At 38.6% G+C, this 21,571-nt stretch carries 15 protein-coding genes; 10 read left to right on the plus strand and 5 right to left on the minus strand.

Features of this window, described 5'->3' with window-relative positions:
• Positions 1 to 522 precede the first annotated feature (522 nt).
• Positions 523 to 2,013, plus strand: a complete 1,491-nt coding sequence (locus GQR56_RS11250) for a SulP family inorganic anion transporter (RefSeq protein WP_024613038.1) — start codon at positions 523 to 525, stop codon at positions 2,011 to 2,013.
• 10 nt (positions 2,014 to 2,023) lie between these two features.
• Positions 2,024 to 2,875, plus strand: coding sequence for a universal stress protein (locus GQR56_RS11255; protein ID WP_166111379.1), 852 nt, complete (start codon positions 2,024 to 2,026; stop codon positions 2,873 to 2,875).
• 173 nt (positions 2,876 to 3,048) lie between these two features.
• On the opposite strand, the gene GQR56_RS11260 is transcribed toward GQR56_RS11255, so the two are convergent.
• On the minus strand, positions 3,049 to 3,942 hold the full coding sequence (locus tag GQR56_RS11260) for a LysR family transcriptional regulator (RefSeq protein ID WP_024613040.1): 894 nt from the start codon (positions 3,940 to 3,942) through the stop codon (positions 3,049 to 3,051).
• Between the two features lie 117 nt (positions 3,943 to 4,059).
• Between GQR56_RS11260 and GQR56_RS11265 the strand changes: the two genes are divergently transcribed.
• The 3 genes from GQR56_RS11265 to GQR56_RS11275 all read left to right on the plus strand — a co-directional run bounded on the left by GQR56_RS11265 (position 4,060) and on the right by GQR56_RS11275 (position 5,797).
• A complete protein-coding gene (locus GQR56_RS11265) occupies positions 4,060 to 4,683 on the plus strand; it encodes a glutathione S-transferase (protein ID WP_166111382.1) in 624 nt (207 codons plus the stop codon).
• Between the two features lie 536 nt (positions 4,684 to 5,219).
• Positions 5,220 to 5,390, plus strand: coding sequence for a hypothetical protein (locus GQR56_RS11270; protein ID WP_007375222.1), 171 nt, complete (start codon positions 5,220 to 5,222; stop codon positions 5,388 to 5,390).
• Positions 5,390 to 5,797, plus strand: a complete 408-nt coding sequence (locus GQR56_RS11275; protein ID WP_166111385.1) for a type II toxin-antitoxin system death-on-curing family toxin — start codon at positions 5,390 to 5,392, stop codon at positions 5,795 to 5,797. The genes GQR56_RS11270 and GQR56_RS11275 overlap by 1 nt, the downstream gene beginning before the upstream one ends.
• Before the next feature lie 647 nt (positions 5,798 to 6,444).
• On the opposite strand, the gene GQR56_RS11280 is transcribed toward GQR56_RS11275, so the two are convergent.
• Positions 6,445 to 7,389, minus strand: coding sequence for an ABC transporter substrate-binding protein (locus GQR56_RS11280; protein WP_166111388.1), 945 nt, complete (start codon positions 7,387 to 7,389; stop codon positions 6,445 to 6,447).
• Positions 7,390 to 7,551: 162 nt separating this feature from the next.
• Entirely contained in the window at positions 7,552 to 8,469 is a 918-nt protein-coding gene (locus tag GQR56_RS11285) for a LysR family transcriptional regulator (RefSeq protein WP_166111391.1), read from the minus strand.
• 200 nt (positions 8,470 to 8,669) lie between these two features.
• Here GQR56_RS11285 and GQR56_RS11290 point away from each other — a divergent pair, with 200 nt between their 5' ends.
• On the plus strand, positions 8,670 to 10,742 hold the full coding sequence (locus tag GQR56_RS11290; protein WP_166111393.1) for a TonB-dependent receptor: 2,073 nt from the start codon (positions 8,670 to 8,672) through the stop codon (positions 10,740 to 10,742).
• A 101-nt stretch (positions 10,743 to 10,843) separates the two neighbouring features.
• Here GQR56_RS11290 and GQR56_RS11295 read toward each other — a convergent pair whose 3' ends face one another.
• Entirely contained in the window at positions 10,844 to 13,006 is a 2,163-nt protein-coding gene (locus GQR56_RS11295) for a pyridoxamine 5'-phosphate oxidase family protein (protein ID WP_166111396.1), read from the minus strand.
• Between the two features lie 394 nt (positions 13,007 to 13,400).
• Between GQR56_RS11295 and nirB the strand changes: the two genes are divergently transcribed.
• The 4 genes from nirB to GQR56_RS11315 all read left to right on the plus strand — a co-directional run bounded on the left by nirB (position 13,401) and on the right by GQR56_RS11315 (position 18,702).
• Positions 13,401 to 15,974 (plus strand): nitrite reductase large subunit NirB, encoded by a 2,574-nt coding sequence (gene nirB, locus GQR56_RS11300; RefSeq protein WP_166111399.1) that lies wholly within the window; start codon positions 13,401 to 13,403, stop codon positions 15,972 to 15,974.
• Positions 15,961 to 16,314 (plus strand): nitrite reductase small subunit NirD, encoded by a 354-nt coding sequence (gene nirD, locus GQR56_RS11305; protein WP_165741035.1) that lies wholly within the window; start codon positions 15,961 to 15,963, stop codon positions 16,312 to 16,314. Before nirB ends, nirD begins: the two co-directional genes overlap by 14 nt.
• Positions 16,315 to 16,323: 9 nt before the next feature.
• Entirely contained in the window at positions 16,324 to 17,187 is an 864-nt protein-coding gene (gene cobA, locus GQR56_RS11310) for a uroporphyrinogen-III C-methyltransferase (protein ID WP_166111403.1), read from the plus strand.
• A gap of 252 nt (positions 17,188 to 17,439) precedes the next feature.
• Positions 17,440 to 18,702 carry a nitrate- and nitrite sensing domain-containing protein gene (locus GQR56_RS11315; RefSeq protein WP_166111406.1) on the plus strand — a complete coding sequence of 421 codons (1,263 nt, stop codon included), beginning with the start codon at positions 17,440 to 17,442 and terminating at the stop codon, positions 18,700 to 18,702.
• Positions 18,703 to 18,859: 157 nt separating this feature from the next.
• Here the strand turns inward: GQR56_RS11315 and katG are convergent, their stop codons facing one another.
• On the minus strand, positions 18,860 to 21,013 hold the full coding sequence (katG, locus tag GQR56_RS11320; protein ID WP_166111409.1) for a catalase/peroxidase HPI: 2,154 nt from the start codon (positions 21,011 to 21,013) through the stop codon (positions 18,860 to 18,862).
• Positions 21,014 to 21,571 lie beyond the last annotated feature (558 nt).

The following is a 21,571-nucleotide window of genomic DNA, read 5'->3' on the forward strand; positions in this document are numbered from 1 at the left end:
ATGAGGGTTCGGTGTAACGTTTTTTAGCGAATTCAATTATACCTTATCCTCATGCTGTTTGTTTTTTATACCGCAAAGATCAACACGCCCTAGTCATTAAGTGCTAATGAAAAAGTCAAATAACCCATAAAAATTAACAATCAAAGCTCTTTGACAATAATTAAATATTCACTATATATAATTTTAAATTATTTTCTAATATATAATTCCATTTTTGCTCAACCACCAAAACCAAGAGTTTTATATAAATCTGGTTTAATATTTATGGTTATAATTATTGCCGACTAGAAACAAATCCACCCTTATGTTATTTTTGTCTTGTTAGTAAAGTTAATTAATCAACTAAATCAGCTACAGGAGCCTTTCTTTTTTGAAACCTACGCCGCCCTAAGTTAATGCCCTTATCTTATTTATTTGCACATTATGTGTAATCAAATATCGCCATCTGCGCGAGAATCACTATTATTTAAATACAAAAACCTCCCTGCCGTTGCAGGAAAACTAACTAATTAGGTTATCTACATGTTTGATCACGTAAAAAGAGATTGGCTCTCTAATGTTCGTGGCGATGTGCTTGCTGGTATTGTTGTGGCGCTTGCCCTAATACCTGAAGCTATTGCCTTTTCTATTATTGCGGGTGTTGATCCTAAAGTGGGTTTATACGCCTCATTTTGTATCGCCGTTATTATTGCCTTTGTAGGCGGACGCCCTGGCATGATATCAGCGGCTACCGGTGCAATGGCGCTATTAATGGTAACGCTGGTTAAAGATCATGGTCTGGAATACTTACTAGTTGCTACCTTGCTTACCGGTGTACTACAAATATTTGCAGGCTTTTTAAAGCTTGGTGAGTTAATGCGGTTTGTATCGCGCTCTGTTGTTACAGGGTTTGTAAACGCATTAGCGATTTTAATATTTATGGCGCAATTACCCGAGCTTACCAATGTTACTTGGCATGTTTACGCCATGACCGCTGCGGGCTTAGGTATTATTTACTTATTTCCGTATATTCCAGCTATTGGCAAAATCCTTCCCTCTCCTTTAGTGTGTATTGTTGTTATTACACTGGTTTCACTGTTTTTAGGGCTTGATATAAGAACCGTTGGCGACATGGGCGAACTACCAGACACCCTGCCTATATTTTTATGGCCCGATGTGCCGCTAACACTCGAAACGCTGCAAATTGTTTTACCATATTCGATTGGTCTTGCGGTTGTGGGCTTACTTGAATCCATGATGACCGCCACTATTGTTGATGACTTAACTGATACAACGAGCGATCGTAATAAAGAGTGTAAAGGCCAAGGTATTGCAAATATTGGCGCAGGTTTATTTGGTGGTATGGCGGGTTGCGCCATGATTGGACAATCAATTATTAATGTTAAGTCCGGCGGTCGTGGTCGACTTTCAACCTTTATTGCTGGTTTATTTTTAATCATCATGGTGGTGTTTTTAGATGAGTGGCTGCGTTTAATTCCTATGGCTGCATTAGTTGCAGTAATGATTATGGTATCAATTGGTACATTCTCTTGGACATCAGTTAAAGATTTAAAAAAGAACCCGCTTTCGTCAAACGTAGTGATGATTTCCACCGTTATTGTGGTTGTTGCCACACATAATCTAGCCATTGGTGTTTTAGTTGGCGTATTGCTAGCTACGTTGTTTTTTGCCAATAAAATTGGTCGCTTTATGGTTGTTACAACTAAGCACGATGAAACTAAAAACCTAGTAACTTATGAAGTTGTAGGTCAGGTGTTTTTTGCCTCAGCAGAGCAATTTATTGCTTCGTTCGATTTTAAAAGTGCGGTAACAAATGTTGTTATAGATTTAACCCATGCACATTTTTGGGATATAACCGGCGTATCGTCACTCGATAAGGTGGTCATTAAATTTAGACGCGAAGGCGCAACAGTTAATATTGTTGGTATGAATAGCGCAACCGAAACAGTTGTTGATAAGTTTGGCGTACACAACAACCCTAAAGAAGTCGATAAACTACTTGGCGGTCATTAAGGAGAATGTAATGAAAAAAATAATTACCTGTATCGATGGCTCTGTCATTACACACGCTGTAACCGAAGCTGCTATTTGGGCTTCAAAAAAGCTAGATAAATCAATTAGCTTTATACATATGCTTGAAAAAATACAACAAACTAATGTAGGTAACTACACCGGTACGATTGGTTTAGGTGCCCAATCGGCTTTGCTTGAAGAAATGACAAAACTCGATGAACACCGTAGTAAAATTTCTTTAAAACTAGCAGATGAATTACTCGACTCGGTTGCTGTACAAGCAAAAATTGCTCATATTCAAAACTATGAATTAATTAAACGTCACGGTGACGTAATCGACGCTATTATTGATTTTAAAGATGATACTCGCTTAATCGTTATAGGTCGAAATGGTGTTGATCATCGTGTTGATTTAAATGCACTTGGTTCACACATCGAAACGCTCGTGCGTAGCGCTTCGCAACCAATATTGCTTATTTCTAGAAAGTTTAAGCAACCTAAATCATTTATGATTGCGTACGATGGTCGCGAAACAGCCGACAAAGCACTGCAACAAGTTATTGATGGCGGTTTATTACATGGGCTTCATTGTCATTTAGTAAGTGTTAATAATAATGAGAAGAACTTAGAAGAGAAGTTTCTTAACGCTCAATTTAAGCTTAGTAGTATGGGTTTTGAAGTGTCTGCAAGCTTTTTAGAGGGCAATATTTTTGACTCATTAATGCAATACAAAGAGCAAAATAACATTGATTTGATTGTTATGGGGGCTTTTGGGCATTCTAAGTTAAGGCAGTTTTTTGTGGGCAGTAATACCATTAAAATGCTCGAAAACAACGATGTGCCAGTTATTATATTAAAGTAAGTAGTTGTTTTAAGTAAGCGCCACTTTTAATTAAGTAACTATTTTAAAATAATATTTTAATATTCCATTCTAAAAGCCTAAAATCACTTAACTGATTTTAGGCTTTTTTTGTTTTTAGCTTGGTTTGGCTTTTAGTTTTAAAGTAAGGTTTAAAGTAAGGTTTAAAGTAAGCTTTATTTTTTAGCTTCAAACTTTTCAAATAAAAACTGAATAAACGACGTGACCTTTTGAGCCACAAACTTTCTATGCGGATAAATAGCAAATAAACCAAACTCAAATGTTTTATAACCTTGCATAACCTGCACAAGCTTACCCGATGCAATATCGTCTCTCACCACTATTTCAGGAATTAAGCCAATACCGCCACCCGCTACAACCACCTCTTTTACAGCTTGTGGATTATTAACCGAAACACGCGAGTTTACACTTGCCGTTAATGCCTCACCACTAGGTGAAACTAGAGGCCAATGGCGACCTATTTTAAAGTTGCTATCAATCACCGTAGCGTGTTGTTCAAGCTCGTCAACACTCGCTGGTGCGCCAAAGCGCTGAATATAATCTGCTGATGCACATAAAATTAAAGGGTAACTGGTAATTTGCCTCGCGATTAAATTAGAGTCAGACACACTGCCAATTCTAATTGCTAAATCAACCCCCTCTTCTAGTAAATCAATTGTTTTGTCTGAAAGCACTAAATCAATACTTAAATCAGGATAACGGCTCAGTAACTCAGGCATTAACGGCGCAAGGTTTGATTCACCAAACGACACCGGCGCACTCACCCTAAGCTTGCCGCTAGCAAGTGCTGTTTGACCCGATAAGTTATCGAGCATTTCGCTGTAGCTTTCAATTACAGGCACTACGCTTGTGTAATAACTTTGCCCTGCTTCGGTAATCGAAATTCTGCGCGTGGAGCGGTTAAATAATCTAACCCCTAAGTCTTGCTCTACAATGCCCACGTATTTACTAACCAGTGCCTTTGAAAGCCCAAGTCTGTCGCCTGCGGCTGTAAAAGAGCCTGTTTCAACAACCGCGATGATTGTTTTAATGCCAATAATAGTATCCATGATTGTCAATATAGCATTGACATTAATTCCTTACTAGCTCGGTTTTTCAAAACTGATAATAGTGAAAGAATAGCGTTATTAAAAACCACTATTCAAAATTAAAAAACAGGACAACCCATGAGCAACCTAACGCTATACCGTTTTACTTTATCTGGTCATTCACATCGTGCAGAGCTATTTACATCGCTTTTAAAGCTTGATGTAAATATGGTTGATGTTGCACTGCAAAACGGCGCACAAAAGCAAGCTGACTTTCTAAAAATGAATATTTTTGGGCAAATACCAGTACTTAAACATAACGATGACGTTATTAACGATTCAAACGCTATTTTAATGTACTTAGCACAAAAGTTTGATGCTAACAGAACCTGGTATCCAGAAGATATAACCGTTCAAGCGCACATTCAGCGCTGGTTGAGCGTTGCTGCAGGGCTTGTGGCTTCGGGTCCGTGCTCGGCGCGTTTAGTTACTGTATTTGGCGCACAGCTTGATCATCAAAACGCGATAAACATTGCCCACACATTATTTAAAACAATGGATGCGTACTTACAAAATCGCGAGTACTTAGTAGGCACTCAGCCAACTATTGCCGACATTGCCAACTTTTCGTACATAGCACATGCACCAGAGGGCGGCGTATCACTTAGTGAATACCCAAATATTTTAAGATGGTTAAGCAACGTTCGTAAACTTGATGGTTTTATAGCAATGCCTGAAACAAAAACAGGTTTACTCGCTTAGTTTTATACGTTTTTAATACTGTTTTAAAAGAGGCTATTTGGCCTCTTTTTTTGTGCTTGTTTGAGTGAAATCTGAAATTTAGTATAAGTAAATAGGCTGATATTTTGACTAACAGACAACTATTAATTCAATTAGTTGATACAAATCTATGCGAATAATACTGTGAGAAATTTCATGTGAAAATAAGGGGAATTCTTTCTGATAAAGCAGTTAGAAGATATCTAAAATTTGGCGGTAGGAATAAATATGGGGGAGCACTCAGACCTTCGCGAAATGTATGGCGATATCACAATGCCTGAAACAAAAGTAGGTTTACTTGCCCAGTGATAAAAGCTTACTACTGTTTTAAAAGAAGTCATCGTGCTTTTTTTATAAGTTTCAAATGTACTATTTACATGTTTAAAAACTTAGAGATTATTTCATAAGCTCATTTTTTAATTAATTTTCGCTGTTAGAGTTATTCTACAACCTTGCCATGTTCTCTTTCATAATATAGATGTATACTCAACTTAATACGTTATCAAAAGGTGATTGTGATGAATAAAAAAGTAGAAGCTTACGGCGTTTCAGCAGTTGCTAGGCCTAAGATTAAAGCAACTAAGATTTTAGATTTATCTGGGGAATCAGGTAAGCAAATTGTAAAATCTGAAGCTAAACTAGCTATAAGAACACACAGAAAAACATTTACTAAATTGGCTCATATGTAATGGAAATAATTTGCTTTCCATTTGAAAGGGTTATTGAAATTAATGCTTTTATTTTAGAAAGTGAACCCGGTATGAAAGGTGCAGTCGACATCCCTAAATTACAGGGCGCCCTAGGGCGAATAGATAATGCAATTATCTACGATGGCTTGGATGATGTGTTTGAAATAGCAGCTAAATATACAGCAAGTATAGCTATAGCTCATGCATTACCTGACGCAAATAAACGAACAGGGCTAGTTGTTGGTCTAGAGTATTTGTCATTAAATGAATACGAATTAACTAGCGATAACGATTTAATAGCTGATGCTGTAAAAGATTTAGTTATCGGTGAAATTAGTGAAAATGATTTTGCTGATGTATTGTATGCACAGTATTTCCAAGAAAACCCTACCAATAAAAGTACATAATCGGATAGCTAAATGTCTAATCCACAACAACTATGGGCATTTTATTAGCAAGAGATGCAGTAAATAATTCTTTTCCAGTAATGTGTATTCAAATATCCCTTACTGACAATAAATATCGTGAAGCTAAATAGTCATTGCCTAAAACAATATTAATTCCATTGTGTGTTTCGCGAATTTTTACATCTAAAGCTCAATTTGAACCCATAGCTCTATATTAACAACTACAGCTCTATATCAAGCACCTCAATACCTTTAGCTGGTACGGCGCAGCAAATTAGCGCCAGCCCTGTCTCTACTTGGTAACTTACGCTATTACGATAAACCACAGCGCCTGCATTTATTTCTACAGCGCAGCTGCCGTTTCGACAGCCAAACTCAGGTTTTAAACCATGGGATTGGGCTACATTAAGTAAATAATTAATTATTACCTGTGGAGTTTAAAAATTCTCAGCTATAAATGTTTAGTGTGGGTTGACCAGTACAAGTGGAGTTAGCTATGTATTGCAGATTTTAAAAGTTCTGAGCTAAATTCTATTTATGATCACCAGATATGCCAATCATTTCAATTTTTCGCTATCAGTTTTGTATCTAACTAAAGTGAATTGGTGAGCAAATATTCATAATCAGCTCACCTTTAATAAAAATATTTACCAAATAGTATTTAACTCGTTAACGGTATTAAGAACACTCGTATAGCCGCCTGTTATTACATACCATTGCGTTGGGTTTAAGTAGTAAACATGTTTTTGTTGCCACGCTTGAGAGTTTTCTATAAACGGTGCTTTTGCTAAAGCTTGCTCAATATTGCTTTTCCCACCAGTTGCTAAACCTCTGTCGAGTATAAACAGCCAATTTGGTTTTGTTGCCATATAATCCTTTGTTAATACTGCAGCTTGTTTGGCTTTTTGCACTTTAGTTTGGCTTTTATCGTTATCTTTTAGCTGCGGTTTATTAATTTTATTTGGGCTTTTTATACCAAGTAGTTCATACACCATACCAAATCTGTCTCCAGGTAAGTGCGCAATAAACATATCTTTTACAGTAAATAAAACAAGCCCTGGCCCTTTACCCACTGCTTTAGCCTGCAAAGCATTAATTTTATTATTTAGATTGTTCCACAATAACTTTGCTTGCTGTTGTTTTTCAAAAACATCACCCAGTAATACAATATTTCTTTTAATATTAGAGACAAAATCATCGGAACTTAATGTTAAATCGATGGTAGGTGCAATTGCAGTTAATTTATCTAATGCTCTACGGCTGCGTGGTCCGACTATAATTAAATCAGGTTTAATTTTTTTAAGTGCCTCAAAGTCTGGCTTAAATAAGCTACCCGCTATTGCTTTGTTTGGGGAGTTATAATGAGCTAAATATTCAGGAAACACTCCCTTAGCAACCGCTGTGACATCAACATCAAGTGCTGTTAATGTATCAAGTACACCTAAATCATATACAACTACCTTTATAGGCTTTTGTTTTATAACAACTTGGGTATTCCCTTGGTTAATTGTTATTGGGTAATTAGCAAAGCTAGCTACGGAGAAAAAACTACAACCAGCTATAAAAAATATTTTTATTAGTATGCCGTACATTTATATTTCCTTTTTAATTTATGAACATATTAAGGACATGCTAGCATGCCACACATTAAATGATAATGAGTAGCATTTACTTTTATTGATTGAAAAGCGGTTTTTTACGTTGCAGTTTCTAGAACACTTAAAATAAATTGTCTAAGTAATACTAAATAAAATTTACATTTCTTGGCAAAGCTCATTATCCCATTCCTGCGGTAAATTGCTTTTTATATGCTCTATAAAAGCACGCTGCTTTTTGGCTAATTTGCCAAAAGGATAACATAACCAAATAGGAACAGGATGACCTACCCAGTCTTTTAAGCAACGCTCAAAGCATTCGGGGTGAGCATTAAGACGCATGTTTGCTTGCCATAGAGGTAATAAACCAAGCCCATGCCCTTGGCTTATTGCATCTCCTTGTAACACCAACTGATCTGACTGAATTCGTGACGAAGGAACTGGTACACTTAATGTTTCTCCTCCTTGGTTTGTCATAACTAACTGCTCATTTTTATTGCCAATTAATTGTAACCAGTGAGTATTTATTAAATCTTCCGGTGAGTTAGGATAGCCGTTACACTTAAAGTAATCTTTACTACCAAATACCCCCTGCCAAAGAATACAGAGTTTTTCTTGGCGTTGGCTGGATTCAGGTAACTGCCCCATACAAAGCAAAATATTGTCTTGCCATTGGTTTGAGTTAGATTTTATATCTGTTTTAAGAGTCACGCTAACATCTGGAAAGCGCGTTAAAAACTGAGTAACAACATCACCTAGCCATCCTCTTAATAAGCCGGTATCAACATAGATAACTACTTCACCCTGTACTTTTTCATCTAAGGTATCTAATTCTTGTTTAGCTTCTTTCGCTATACTCAGTATTTGCTCACAATAATCGTAAAAACACAGCCCCGCCTCTGTAGGCACCAAGCTGTTAGGCATTCTTTTAAGTAAAATACTCCCCACATCTTGCTCTAAGTTTTTAAGATGTCGGCTAATAGTTGATTTAGACAACTGCAGTGTTTTTGCCGAATTTGATAAGCTTCCTGAACTAACCACAGAGACAAAACTACGTAATTCTTTAAATTGAGGCATTGCAACATCCCTACTGCGTTTAATACGCTCAGTGACGGCTAATTTACATAATAATAAATTAGCCATTACACGAGCAAACGATCAACATGTGTTGCAACTTTGGCAACACATTGTTCCATTTAAGTTCCTTTACATGATAACAATAAGTATTATCATTTGCGCTCTTGAATTTAGGCCTACATGTAAAGGAGAACATTTTAATGTCCAAACGATCAATGTCGAAGTTAGTACCATTGACCTGTAAAAAGTTACCTCTCGCTATTTTGATCCCTATAGCCATGAGCGCTTCAGCGGCAGAAAAAACAAATGAAATGGAAACAATGGTTGTAACAGCAACCGGTTATCAGCAGAAAATTATAGATGCTCCTGCATCTATTTCGGTCATATTACAAGAAGAGCTACGCAAACAATCTTATACCACTGTTGTTGATGCTGTTCGCGATATACCAGGCGTATATGTAACTGGTGGCGGTAATATGCAAGATATTAGTATCCGTGGTATGGATGATCAATACACATTATACCTTGTCGATGGTCGTCCTCTTTCGGCGGGTCGCTCAGTAAATACTAATGGCTCAGATGGGGGTAAACAAATAGGTATTCCACCACTTGCAATGATTGAACGTGTGGAAGTTATTCGTGGTCCTATGTCATCACTTTACGGCTCTGAAGCAATGGGCGGAGTGATTAATATTATTACTCGTACGGCTCCACAACAATGGGCCGCAAGCTTAGCCGCAAGCTATACTTCATCTATGAATGATGTGAGTAATGATCAATACAATACCGACTTTTACGCTGGCGGTGCGTTAATTAAAGATGTATTAGGCATGGAGCTTACAGGCTCAATACAACATACAGATGAAAGTGATTACTCTGGCGGTGGCGACGCTACTGCTAGCCGCCCAGACTCAGATACAACCCAATTTGGGGTTAAATTTAACTGGGCCGTTGATGATAAAAACAAGGTGAGTCTAGCCTACGATACATCAAATATTGATTTTGAGCATACACCAGGTAACTCAATAGCTATTGATGCAGAAGGCTCACAGTACGAATTTGAAAAGCAAATGTACTCCCTCACCCATATGGGTAATTACGGAAAATTAACAACAAACACTTATCTTCAGCAAGATTTATCTGAACGCGTGCAAGATGAAGATAAAAAAGAAGAAATAATTACGTTTAATACATCTGCAACTTATGCAGCAGAGCAACATATTTATACTGTGGGTGCACGATATAAAACCGAAGAACTTGTTGACGAAACGAATGGTTTGCTAGATGCCAACGTGGCTATTGCCAGTGATACAGTTGACCGATGGATTGGGGCTTTATTTACTGAGGTTGAATGGAACTTTATAAAAGACTTATCCATAACTACCGGTTTAAGATACGATAACGATGAGCAATTTGGTTCTCATTGGTCACCTAGGATTTATGCTAACTGGCATGCAAATAACCGCTTTACTGTTAAAGGAGGGGTTTCTACAGGATATACTCAGCCTTCATTATCTCAAGCTACTGCAGGCTTTGGTCGAGGCACAGGCGGGGGCGGATCTCCTAACCTATCTTCCACTGGAACATCCATTTCACGTGCCCTGATAATAGGTAACCCTGACTTAGATCCAGAAACTAGCGTTAACTACGAAGTTAGTTTTATTTATAACGATCCTAAAATTGGACTATCGACCAGCTTAACGTTTTATCATACTGATTTTGATGATAAAATAGCAGAAGATCGCTACTGTATTAGTGAAAATATTGATAGAAATGATTTTGAAAACTATCAATGTGAATTCAGTGGGAACACTTATCAATTTTTGAGTACGCAAAAAAATATTTCTGAGGCAGAAATGCAAGGGGTAGAAGCGACTGTAAACTACCGTATTGCCGACAACCTTCGCTTTAAAGCTGACTACTCTTTTACAGACTCTGAGCAAAAATCTGGAGACTTTGCAGGCGAGCCTTTAAATAAAATACCCAAGAGTATGGCTAATGCTACCTTAAACTGGGATGCGAGTGACACGATAAATTTATGGAGTCGTGTAAACTACCGTGGTGAAACCACTGACTATTTAAGCCGTACAAGCTTAAGTGATGGTACACCCGGCTACACCATGATGGACATAGGCGCACAATATTGGATGACTGATAATCTGAAAGTAATGGCTGGTTTATACAATGTTACAGACCGTGTAGTGACCAATGAAACCTACGGCGTTGTGCTAGACGGAAGAAGGCTTACGGTCAGTTTTAATTTTGAGTTTTAATAAAAGTAATTCAACGGAGCGTTTTTAAAACGCTCCGTTTGTTTAACAAAAAACAGTTGTTTTAGCGCATAGTTTTGTATTTAAAAACGCTATATTAACAACTACAGCTCTAAATCAAGCTCCTCAATGCCTTTAGCAGGTACGGCGCAGCAAATTAGCGCCTGCCCTGTCTCTACAGGGTAACTTACGTTATTACGATAAACCACAGCGCCTGCGTTTATTTTTACGGCGCAACTGCCGCAGCTGCCGTTTCGACAGCCAAACTCAGGCTCTAAACCATGGGATTCGGCTACATTAAGTAATGTATTGTCACCTTTGTTCCAGCGCTGTTCAAAGCCCGATTTACTAAATTTAATTACGGTGTTGTCTGCTTCTTCAACGCTAACCTCGTTGCTTTTATTAGGCGCTTCGCTTGTGTTAAGTACTTTGCGCTTAATACTGGAGGGTCCAAATGCTTCAGCAAATATGTTTTTATCCTGCACACCGAGTAATAAAAGCTCGTTATATACGTGTTGCATAAACGCTTCTGGTCCGCATAAAAAGAACTCGTAATCATCAAGCGGCAAATAATACCTAAATACATCCGCATTTATGCGCCCTTTTAAATCAAAGTTTTTGTCTTTTAAGTTAAAGCTCTCATCTTTTAAATTAGAGCCATTGCCTTGCTTTTCATCAAGCTCAGGCTGAGATAAAAGTGAGTAATAATCAATTGCGCCGCCACTCGTATCTGCAAGTGTTTTCAGCTCGTTATAAAACGCACGCTGTTGGGCACTTTTAGCACTATGGAAAATATGCAAAGGGCGTGTATAGCGGGTTCTTAACCCTTCATTGGCAATGTGTTTAGCCATTGAGATCATAGGTGTAATGCCTATTCCGCCACCAATTAGCACCGCTGGTTTGGCGCTAGTTGGATCAATAAAAAACTGCCCTTGTGGGTATTTAGCTAAAATAACGTCGCCTACTTTTACGTTATTATGAAAGTAGTTAGACACCTCGCCATTTAGCTCTTTTTTAATCGATAACCGGTAAAATAGTTCATGAGGGCTTGATGACACGGTGTAGGTTCTAATAACAGGTTTGCTATTACTGCTATTGCTACTGCTACTGCTACTATTTTTACATGGTATTTGTACAGTTAAATGCTGTCCAGCTTTAAACGGTAACAAGGTTGTATTGTTATGCCCTTCTAAATAAAAGGAGGTAATTACATTACTTTCTTTAATTATTTTAGTTACTTTTAAAGGCTGCCAAGTATGTTTTAGTTTTTCGGCTTGTTTGTTTTTATCAGCCTCAAGCCATGTGCCCGTCATTTTAGTATTAGGGGAATAAGCATCAAATTTAGCACTAAACGGGAGTAAGTTTTTAAGCCACATTCCTTTAGTGAGGGTAAATTTCCAGCCTCGGTCTGCGCCAATAAAGCCTTCAAGCTCTGGGTGCCCGTCCCATAGAATTTCAACGCTGCCGGTAAGCATTAATACATTGCCGGTGTCAAAATCAGGAAATAACAAACCTGCTTTTGGGTTTAATAAAAAGTTACCCAAGGTATTAAAAAAATTGTTACCTGCGTAATCAGGTATCGTTAATGTGTTGCCCTCTCGTTTTACAAAGCCAGGTATTCCACCACGGTGAGAAACATCAACGCCTTCAATTTTTGGATTGTTTTTTGCGGTTATAAAGCTTGATACAAAAAACGTATCGGTGGTGTCAATTAACGCACTGGCTGCGTTATCAAGTGTATTAAATTCAACTTTTTGTACCGCATTACTTTTAAGTAAAGGATCTCTATTAAACGTTAAGTCGCGCGTTTGAATATACTGCGGGCAATTTCCAAAGGATTGATCAACATTAAAACTCACCTGATTATCGCCAATTACCTCACCTACACGCACATTTAAACGGTTACGCCTACGCGTGCTTAGCTCAATGCCTAATAAACCAATTGGCGAGCCGGCAATATTTAATGTGTTATGTAGAGGGTCGTTTTTATCAACAGCGTGGGTCATTAATAACGACGTAGGAGTTGGGGCGCTTAAAAAGCCCGACTGTCCTGAAACAATAGATACCCACACATCGGCATTTTCATCAACACTGCCTGCAACCACAAACGGTAACTGCTCAAAAAATGCTTGGTGCTGCTCTGGCATAAATGAGCGCACGGCACGCTTGCCAAATGGTGCCATTATTTCTCGTTTACCGAGTTTGTCTTGTATTGCCAGCTCGCCTTCATGAAAAGGTGAAGCATCTATTGAGTTTGTGTTAGTCATTTTTCTCGTAATTCATCTGCGTATTTCATGGGGTAAATTTAACGCAATACACAATGAATGATAATGGGTGTTTTATTGACTGATAATGCACAAAACAATGACAATACTTGCACCCTATTAGTGCCAGGCGCGCACCAACATATAACAAAACTGGTTTTATCTTCACTCTAAAAACACATTAAATGCCTTTTAAACAATAAGTTATAAAACTGGCTGTGTTTTTGCAAACATTCTATTAACAAGCCTGTTTTACTTACGGCAAAAATTTAGGTTGTGAACACACTAGCTATTAGCAACCATCGGCAAAGAAGCCCGCACACAGTTATGCATAATGCGTATTTGTGGCGGGCTTTTTTGTTAATTGTATTTAAACCGTCACTTTAAGGAATGCCCTATGCAAACCTCGCAAAAAATACTCATTATTGGTAATGGTATGGTCGGACACCACTTTGTTGAACAAATGCGCCAAAGCGATGCCAACGCAGACATTACTGTACTTTGCGGAGAAGCAAATCTTGCATACGATCGCGTGTACTTATCAAGTGTATTTGATGGTAAAACGGCTGCCGATTTAGCACTTACCACCCACGACAACTACAAACAGCTCAATATTAATGTGCATACAAGCCAGTGGGTTGAAGGTATTGATAGAGCTGCAAAAGTAGTGACAACACTAACGGGTGAGCAATACCTGTACGACAAACTGATACTTGCAACCGGTTCGTTCCCGTTTGTGCCGCCTATAAAAGGTAACGACCAACCCCATTGCTTGGTGTATCGCACATTAGAAGATTTAGAAAAAATAAAAGCCAGTGCCGCCGTAAGTAAAAGCGGTGTAGTTATTGGCGGTGGTTTATTGGGGCTTGAAGCCGCAAACGCGATTAAGCAACTAGGGCTTGATACCCATGTTGTTGAATTTGCGCCGCAGCTTATGGCTGTTCAGCTTGATGGACAAGGCGGTACGCTACTAAAAAATAAAATAGAAAAACTCGGCGTTACGGTACATACATCAAAAGCGACCAGCGAAATAGTAAAAGGCGAAACGAGTCGCTTTAGATTAAATTTTTCGGACGAAACATTTTTAGAAACAGACCTAATTTTGTTCTCTGCTGGTATTCGCCCGTACGACCAACTCGGCAAAATTGCTGATTTAGAACTAGGTGAACGCGGCGGTATTATTATTAATAACCAATGCCAAACATCAGATCCTGATATTTTAGCTATTGGCGAGTGTGCCCTGTGGGACAAAAAACTATTTGGCTTAGTTGCACCAGGTTACAACATGGCACGCGTTGCAGCGAGCCAATTAAGTGGTGGCGAGCTTGAGTTTTTAGGTGCCGATATGAGCACCAAACTTAAGTTATTAGGCGTAGAAGTAGGCTCAATTGGCGACGCTCATGCAAAAACGCCAGACTGCAAAGAACTTATATACCAAGACGCTATTCGCGGCTGTTATAAAAAAATAATACTAAGTGAAAAAGGCGATAAATTACTGGGCGCTGTACTTGTTGGCGATACCAGCGATTACGATACTTTATTGCAGTACATGCTTAACGACATGGACTTACCAGAAAACCCTGAGTGTTTAATTTTACCAGACAGCGGCGGCGCGCCGTCGTTATCTGGCAGTGCCCTACCCGACACCGCCACTATTTGTTCGTGTCACAATGTGAGTAAAGGCGACATTGTAGGTTCAATTGATGGCGGCTCATGCGATTTAGCCTCGGTAAAATCATGCACTAAAGCAGCAAGCGGCTGTGGTGGTTGTGCCGCGTTATTAAAATCAGTTGTTGATAACGAATTAGCAAGTCGCGGAGTTGAAGTAAACAACCATGTATGTGAGCACTTTGCGTATTCACGCCAAGAACTACTGCACATGGTAAAAGTAGAAAGCATTAAAAGCTTTGATGACTTACTAACTAAACACGGCAGCGGTCATGGCTGTGAAATATGTAAACCTGCCATTGGCTCTATTTTAGCCTCAACATGGAACGACTTCATTTTAGAACCCGCTCATGTTGGCTTACAAGACACTAACGATACGTACCTAGCAAACATGCAAAAAGATGGTTCGTACTCTGTAGTACCGCGTATTGCTGGTGGCGAAATAACACCCGACAAACTCATTGTAATTGGAGAAGTAGCAAAAGACTTTAACCTGTACTGCAAAGTCACTGGTGGTCAACGTATTGATTTATTTGGTGCGCGCTTAGAAGAGCTTCCTGTTATTTGGGAGCGACTTATAGAAGCCGGATTTGAGACAGGTCATGCTTATGGTAAGTCTCTTAGAACCGTTAAATCGTGCGTGGGTAGTACGTGGTGTCGTTATGGTGTGCAAGACAGCGTTGGACACGCAATAGAAATTGAAAACCGCTATAAAGGATTACGTGCACCGCATAAATTTAAAATGGCGGTATCGGGTTGTACCCGCGAATGCGCCGAAGCACAAAGTAAAGATATTGGCATTATAGCTACCGAAAACGGCTGGAACTTATACGTGTGTGGTAATGGCGGTATGCGCCCTCGCCATGCTGATTTATTTGCGACCGATTTAGACACGCCAACACTGATTAAATACATTGACCGCGTGATTATGTTTTACATTAAAACGGCTGACAAATTACAGCGTACGTCGGTATGGATGGAAAATCTTGAAGGCGGTTTAGACTACCTTAAAAGCGTAGTCATTGACGACAGCTTAGGCATTTGCGACGAGCTAGAAGCGCAAATGGAATTAATTACGCAAACTTATGCATGTGAGTGGAAAAAAGCAATTGAAAGCCCAGATGCAGCCAAACGATTCCGCCAGTTTGTTAATAGCCCCGAAACCGACGACAACATTTTGTTTGTGCAAGAGCGTAACCAAATTCGCCCTGCTACAGAAGCCGAAAAACGTGAGCAACGTAATACACAAAACCGTATTCCAGTAATGGAAGTTGAAGAGGAGCAAGCTGATGTCTTGGCATAATATTGGAACAATCGACAACCTAGTGGCTAATAGCGGCGTATGCGCATTAGTTAATAATCAGCAAGTGGCTATTTTTTATATTCCGCAAAATCCAACGGCTGTGTTTGCTATTAGCAACTACGACCCTATTGGAAAAGCCAATGTATTATCGCGTGGCATTATTGGCTCAATCGACAATAAATTAGTTGTCGCATCGCCTTTATATAAGCAACACTTTTGCCTAGAAACAGGCGAATGTTTAGAAGCAGAAGCAATACACTTACCGGTTTTTAATGCAAAAATTGAAGACCGCAGTGTATTTATAAGCTCTGAACCAAAAGTTACAACAGCTGTGGCTTAGGGGAATATTATGAGTGTACTGTCTTATTTTTCGGGTATTGAAAACGTGTGGCTAAATAAGCTTGTTACTAAGCTAACAAGCTCAAATGATCGCAGTGCTAAAAGCGGCAACGTTTATATAATTGGTGCGGGCCCAGGAGACGCAGAGCTAATTACGGTAAAAGCACAGCGTTTAATTAATGCAGCCGATGTTGTTTTATACGACTGGTTAGTAAGCGATGATTTATTAAAAACGCTTCCTAAAAAAGCACAGCGAGTATTTGTAGGTAAACGTGCTGGTAAGCATTCGATGACCCAAGCTAACATTTGCGAGCTACTGGTTAAATACGCGCAACAAGGCTTAAACGTAGTGCGTTTAAAAGGCGGTGATCCGAGTATATTCGCACGTATTAACGAAGAAGCCGATGCACTTACCAAGCATAATATTAATTTTGCTATTGTTCCGGGTGTTACAACGGCTTGTGCTACGTCCGCTTATACGGGTATTCCGCTCACTGCCCGCGATGTAGCGCGTAGTGTTACATTTTTAACGGCGCAGTTTGCCGATCCTAACAAGCAACCTCATTGGCAAAATTACACGTTTATGCCTGCAAACAACAACCCCACTTTAGTGGTTTATATGGGGCTTTCGCGCTTACAAACGCTAAGCAACGGTTTGCAATCAGTGGGTTGGCCAAGTAATACACCCATTGCACTAATAGAGAATGCCACTACCACTAAACAAAAAGTAATTACCAGTACGCTTGAGCAAATAGTAAATGAGCATGCTAAACATAACTTTCAAGGTCCTACCCTTATTATGATTGGTGAAGTAATAAATCATAAAATGGCTATTAGCCCAGAGTTACTAAACAGTGTAAATGTTAACGCTTGATAAATATTGTTTTCGCGCTTACTACCTCCCCAGGAGTAGGCGCTTTTTTAGGTTCAAGTTGTGTGCAATAACATATTTAAATGCACCAAATAAGTTAACAGCAGCGATTATTTTAGTTATAAAAGCTCTGTGATAAATTAAGATGGAATTTCAAGTGACTGTTTTAGTTTGATTTTAAATTCAATGATGAAATTTATTAATGATTGGAACGGTGGTTGCACTTTAAAAACAAAAAAGTGTGGAATACTATCAATGGCGACAAGCAATCCTCTCACAAAACAGTTTTTATTAGCGGCAAAGTATCAAGAAATACACGCCTTAAAAAAATTACAAAACAGTTGCGCCTCGCTCACTAAACTAGGCGATTTTGTACATCAGCTACAAAAAGAACGTGCAATGAGTAATATATTTTTAGCCTCAAATCGCGAGCGGTTTAAAACACAACTCCAGCAGCAAATACACGTAAGCCACGATGCACAAACCGCATTTTATGATTCAATTAAACAAACTTATATTAGTGATAATGCCGATACTGGTCATACTCGACTATTTAATTTAATTGCCTATAGCTTACAATCTCTTGATGCATTGCCTGCATTACGAAGCCAAATATCACAGCAAAACATTAGCGCAGTACATGCTACACAATCATTTACGCAGCTAATAGCCAGTTTACTCAATATTATTTTAGAGGCAGCCGATGGAGCAAGCGATCCTAAAATAACTCGCTTACTGGTCGCATTTTTTAATTTTATGCAAGGTAAAGAATACGCAGGGCAAGAACGTGCGTGTGGCGCACAAGCATTTGCAGCGAGCAAGTTTACTGCAGAGCAAAAACAACAACTGGCACATTTTGTACAGGAGCAAAACCACAGCTTTGACTTTTTTAATGAATACGCAGATGAGCATTTATTAAAGTGCTATGCCACGCTAACAACGCATCAGGTTAACAATCAAGTTGAACAACTTAGAAGTTTATTGCAAAAGCTCGATGACGAAAATGCTCAACCGCTCTCACAACTTAGCGAAGTATGGTACGAAGTTACCACTACTCGTATCGATATAATGCATAAAATAGAGCAAAATATTGCTGATAATTTAATCGATACGGCTGCAATGCAAATAGCTTGCGCCCAACGTAGTTTAAATACCAATAAAAAAGTGCTCAATACTATAAATGAACAGCAAATTGCTCCTATCGTGGGTCAATTAGCGATTAAACAACCAGACCCTGAAATACAACCCAATGTTGCAGCCGATAAGCTCAATAGCAATAAAAGCATGTACGATTTAATTATTGATCAAAGCCAACATATTAAACAAATTAACCAAGCCCTACTCGATGCTAAAAAAGTAATTAGTGAGCAAAAAATTATTCACCAAGCTAAATATATACTTATTGAACAACTAAAAATTAGTGAAGAACAAGCCCACAAGCAACTACAAAAACAAGCCATGAATTCACATAAAACACTTTATAGTGTTGCTCAAAAAATCGTGGAGTTAAGTGATTAAAAGTGAAGGGTAAGTTTAGCTCGTAGGTATATAAAATAAGTATTAGCCAAAAATAAACCCAGATGCGCAGTGCGTATCTGGGTTTATATTTAATACAAACAAAATTTAAATCAAGACCTCTATATTGCAGTAATTAACAACATAAAAGCCTATTAAATTAAACTAGGTCGAAACGATCTGCATTCATAACCTTTGCCCATGCAGCAACAAAGTCTTTAACAAATTTTTCTTTGTTATCGTCTTGTGCATACACTTCAACGTATGAACGAAGAATTGAGTTAGAACCAAATACCAAGTCTGCTCTAGTGGCTGTCCACTTAACCGCTTTTGTAGCTGTATCTTGAATCTCATAAGAGTTACGACCAGTCGGAACCCATGAATTACTCATGTCGGTTAAGTTAACAAAGAAGTCATTAGTTAATGCGCCTTCATTATCTGTAAATACACCATGTTTAGTGCCACCGTAGTTAGTGCCAATTACACGCATACCGCCAATCAATACCGTCATCTCTGGTGCTGTTAAACCCATCAGTTGAGTGCGGTCAAGTAGCATTTCTTCAGGTGTTACTGTGTAATGCTGTTTCTGCCAGTTACGGAAACCATCGTGAAGCGGTTCAAGTACATCAAATGACTCATTATCAGTCATTTCTGCTGTTGCATCACCACGACCTGCTGAGAACGGCACTGTTACTTCAAAGCCAGCTGCTTTAGCTGATTTTTCAATACCAACATTACCGGCTAGAACAATTACATCTGCAATGCTTGCACCCGTCTCGCTTGCAATAGCTTCTAGTACTGTTAGTACTTTAGCTAAACGAACTGGCTCATTACCTTCCCAATCTTTTTGTGGTGCAAGGCGAATACGGGCACCATTTGCTCCACCACGTTTGTCCGAACCACGGTAAGTTCTTGCACTATCCCATGCAGTATTAACAAGCTCACTTAGTGTTAAATCGGTTGCTGCGATTTTAGCTTTAACTGTTTCAACATCGTAACTTGTATTACCCGCTGGTACAGGGTCTTGCCAAATTAGCTCTTCTTTTGGTACGTCTGGACCAATGTAACGTGCTTTAGGACCTAAATCACGGTGAGTTAACTTAAACCATGCACGTGCAAATACTTCTGAAAAGTAGTCTTGATCTTGAGCAAATTTCTCTGAAATTTTACGGTACGCAGGATCTACCTTCATTGCCATATCGGCATCAGTCATCATTGGGTTAAGACGGGTTGTTAAGTCTTCAACATCAACTGGTTTTTTATCTTCAGGAAGATTAATTGGTTCCCATTGTGTTGCACCAGCTGGGCTATGCTTTAATTCCCAATCGTAGTTAAGTAATAAATCAAAAAAGCCATTATCCCATTTAGTTGGGTTAGACGTCCAAGCACCTTCAATACCACTTGTAACAGTATCACGACCAATACCACGTTTAGTTTTATTCAACCAACCAAAGCCTTGGTCTTCTAATTCTGCAGCTTCTGGATCTGCTTCTATCTGCGAAGCATCGCCGTTACCATGTGCTTTACCAACAGTGTGACCACCGGCAGTTAATGCTACGGTTTCTTCATCGTTCATAGCCATACGTTCAAAAGTAACGCGTATATCATTAGCTGTTTTTTGTGGATCTGATTTACCGTCTACCCCTTCTGGGTTTACGTAAATAAGCCCCATCATTACTGAAGCTAACGGGTTTTCTAAATCGCGTTCGCCTGAGTAACGAGTGCCTTCACTGCCGCTTGGTGCTAGCCATTCTCTTTCTGAACCCCAGTAAATATCTTTTTCAGGGTGCCAAATATCTTCTCGACCAAAAGCAAAACCAAATGTTTGTAAACCCATTGACTCATAAGCCATGGTACCTGCATAAGCAATTAAATCAGCCCAGCTAAGTTTATTACCATATTTTTTCTTAATTGGCCAAAGTAGACGACGTGCTTTGTCTAAGTTTGCATTGTCAGGCCAAGAGTTTAGAGGAGCAAAACGTTGGCTGCCAGATGCCGCGCCGCCACGACCATCTGAAATACGGTAAGTACCCGCAGAGTGCCATGTCATACGAATCATAAGACCACCATAGTGACCCCAATCAGCCGGCCACCAAGGTTGGCTGTCAGTCATTAATGCAATCATATCTTTTTTTAGCGCTTCAACATCCAGTGTTTTTACTGCTTCACGGTAATCAAAATCTTCTTCTAATGGATTTGTTTTAGTATCGTATTGGTGAAGAATATCTAGGTTTAGCGCTTTTGGCCACCAAACCTTATTTGCATCAGTTGATGTAGCACCACCGTGCATTACTGGACACTTGCTATTAGACATAGATATTTCCTATTTTTCGAATTGAATTAATTTATTATCAGCACTACGTTCAGTGCTCTAAGCAGTACTATTACTTGTTTTTTATTATAAATAAAACTGTTTATTCCTACCACATTGATAGCTAAAACCTATCAGCCCCATTTTATTAAAATAAATTAGCTAGTATTAATAAATGCTCACAATAATATATAGCACATGAATTAAGGTAATATATTAATAAATAAAGAATATTTTATTAAATATTTCTATAAAATCGTCAACGTTTAAACTCTATACAGTAAATTTAAAGCGCCCTATCTCCACTAAGTTATTGCTAAAACAAGTGAAATGTTAATTTTAAATATATTCATCGTTCAATAATTAGCACTTAAGTACTATTTAAATATTTTAATATTTTAATATTTTAATATTCATATTTAAAAATATGAATTTAGGTAAGTAAATAATCGAAACCAAGTACAAAAAGCGGTCAAAAATTAAAAGCGCGTCGGCTTAAATTATTGTCCACAATAAAAATGAAGTTGAATAAGAGGACTTCATTAATAGAGTGTTTTTTAA

It is taken from the genome of Pseudoalteromonas sp. Z9A5 (assembly GCF_011378875.1).
Taxonomy (GTDB): domain Bacteria; phylum Pseudomonadota; class Gammaproteobacteria; order Enterobacterales; family Alteromonadaceae; genus Pseudoalteromonas.

Coding starts and splice junctions, on each gene's coding strand:
- GQR56_RS11250 (WP_024613038.1), top strand. CDS start 523: ATGTTTGATCACGTAAAAAGAGATTGGCTCTCTAATGTTCGTGGCGAT.
- GQR56_RS11255 (WP_166111379.1), top strand. CDS start 2,024: ATGAAAAAAATAATTACCTGTATCGATGGCTCTGTCATTACACACGCT.
- GQR56_RS11260 (WP_024613040.1), bottom strand. CDS start 3,942: ATGGATACTATTATTGGCATTAAAACAATCATCGCGGTTGTTGAAACA.
- GQR56_RS11265 (WP_166111382.1), top strand. CDS start 4,060: ATGAGCAACCTAACGCTATACCGTTTTACTTTATCTGGTCATTCACAT.
- GQR56_RS11270 (WP_007375222.1), top strand. CDS start 5,220: ATGAATAAAAAAGTAGAAGCTTACGGCGTTTCAGCAGTTGCTAGGCCT.
- GQR56_RS11275 (WP_166111385.1), top strand. CDS start 5,390: ATGGAAATAATTTGCTTTCCATTTGAAAGGGTTATTGAAATTAATGCT.
- GQR56_RS11280 (WP_166111388.1), bottom strand. CDS start 7,389: ATGTACGGCATACTAATAAAAATATTTTTTATAGCTGGTTGTAGTTTT.
- GQR56_RS11285 (WP_166111391.1), bottom strand. CDS start 8,469: ATGCCTCAATTTAAAGAATTACGTAGTTTTGTCTCTGTGGTTAGTTCA.
- GQR56_RS11290 (WP_166111393.1), top strand. CDS start 8,670: ATGTCCAAACGATCAATGTCGAAGTTAGTACCATTGACCTGTAAAAAG.
- GQR56_RS11295 (WP_166111396.1), bottom strand. CDS start 13,006: ATGACTAACACAAACTCAATAGATGCTTCACCTTTTCATGAAGGCGAG.
- nirB (WP_166111399.1), top strand. CDS start 13,401: ATGCAAACCTCGCAAAAAATACTCATTATTGGTAATGGTATGGTCGGA.
- nirD (WP_165741035.1), top strand. CDS start 15,961: ATGTCTTGGCATAATATTGGAACAATCGACAACCTAGTGGCTAATAGC.
- cobA (WP_166111403.1), top strand. CDS start 16,324: ATGAGTGTACTGTCTTATTTTTCGGGTATTGAAAACGTGTGGCTAAAT.
- GQR56_RS11315 (WP_166111406.1), top strand. CDS start 17,440: ATGGCGACAAGCAATCCTCTCACAAAACAGTTTTTATTAGCGGCAAAG.
- katG (WP_166111409.1), bottom strand. CDS start 21,013: ATGTCTAATAGCAAGTGTCCAGTAATGCACGGTGGTGCTACATCAACT.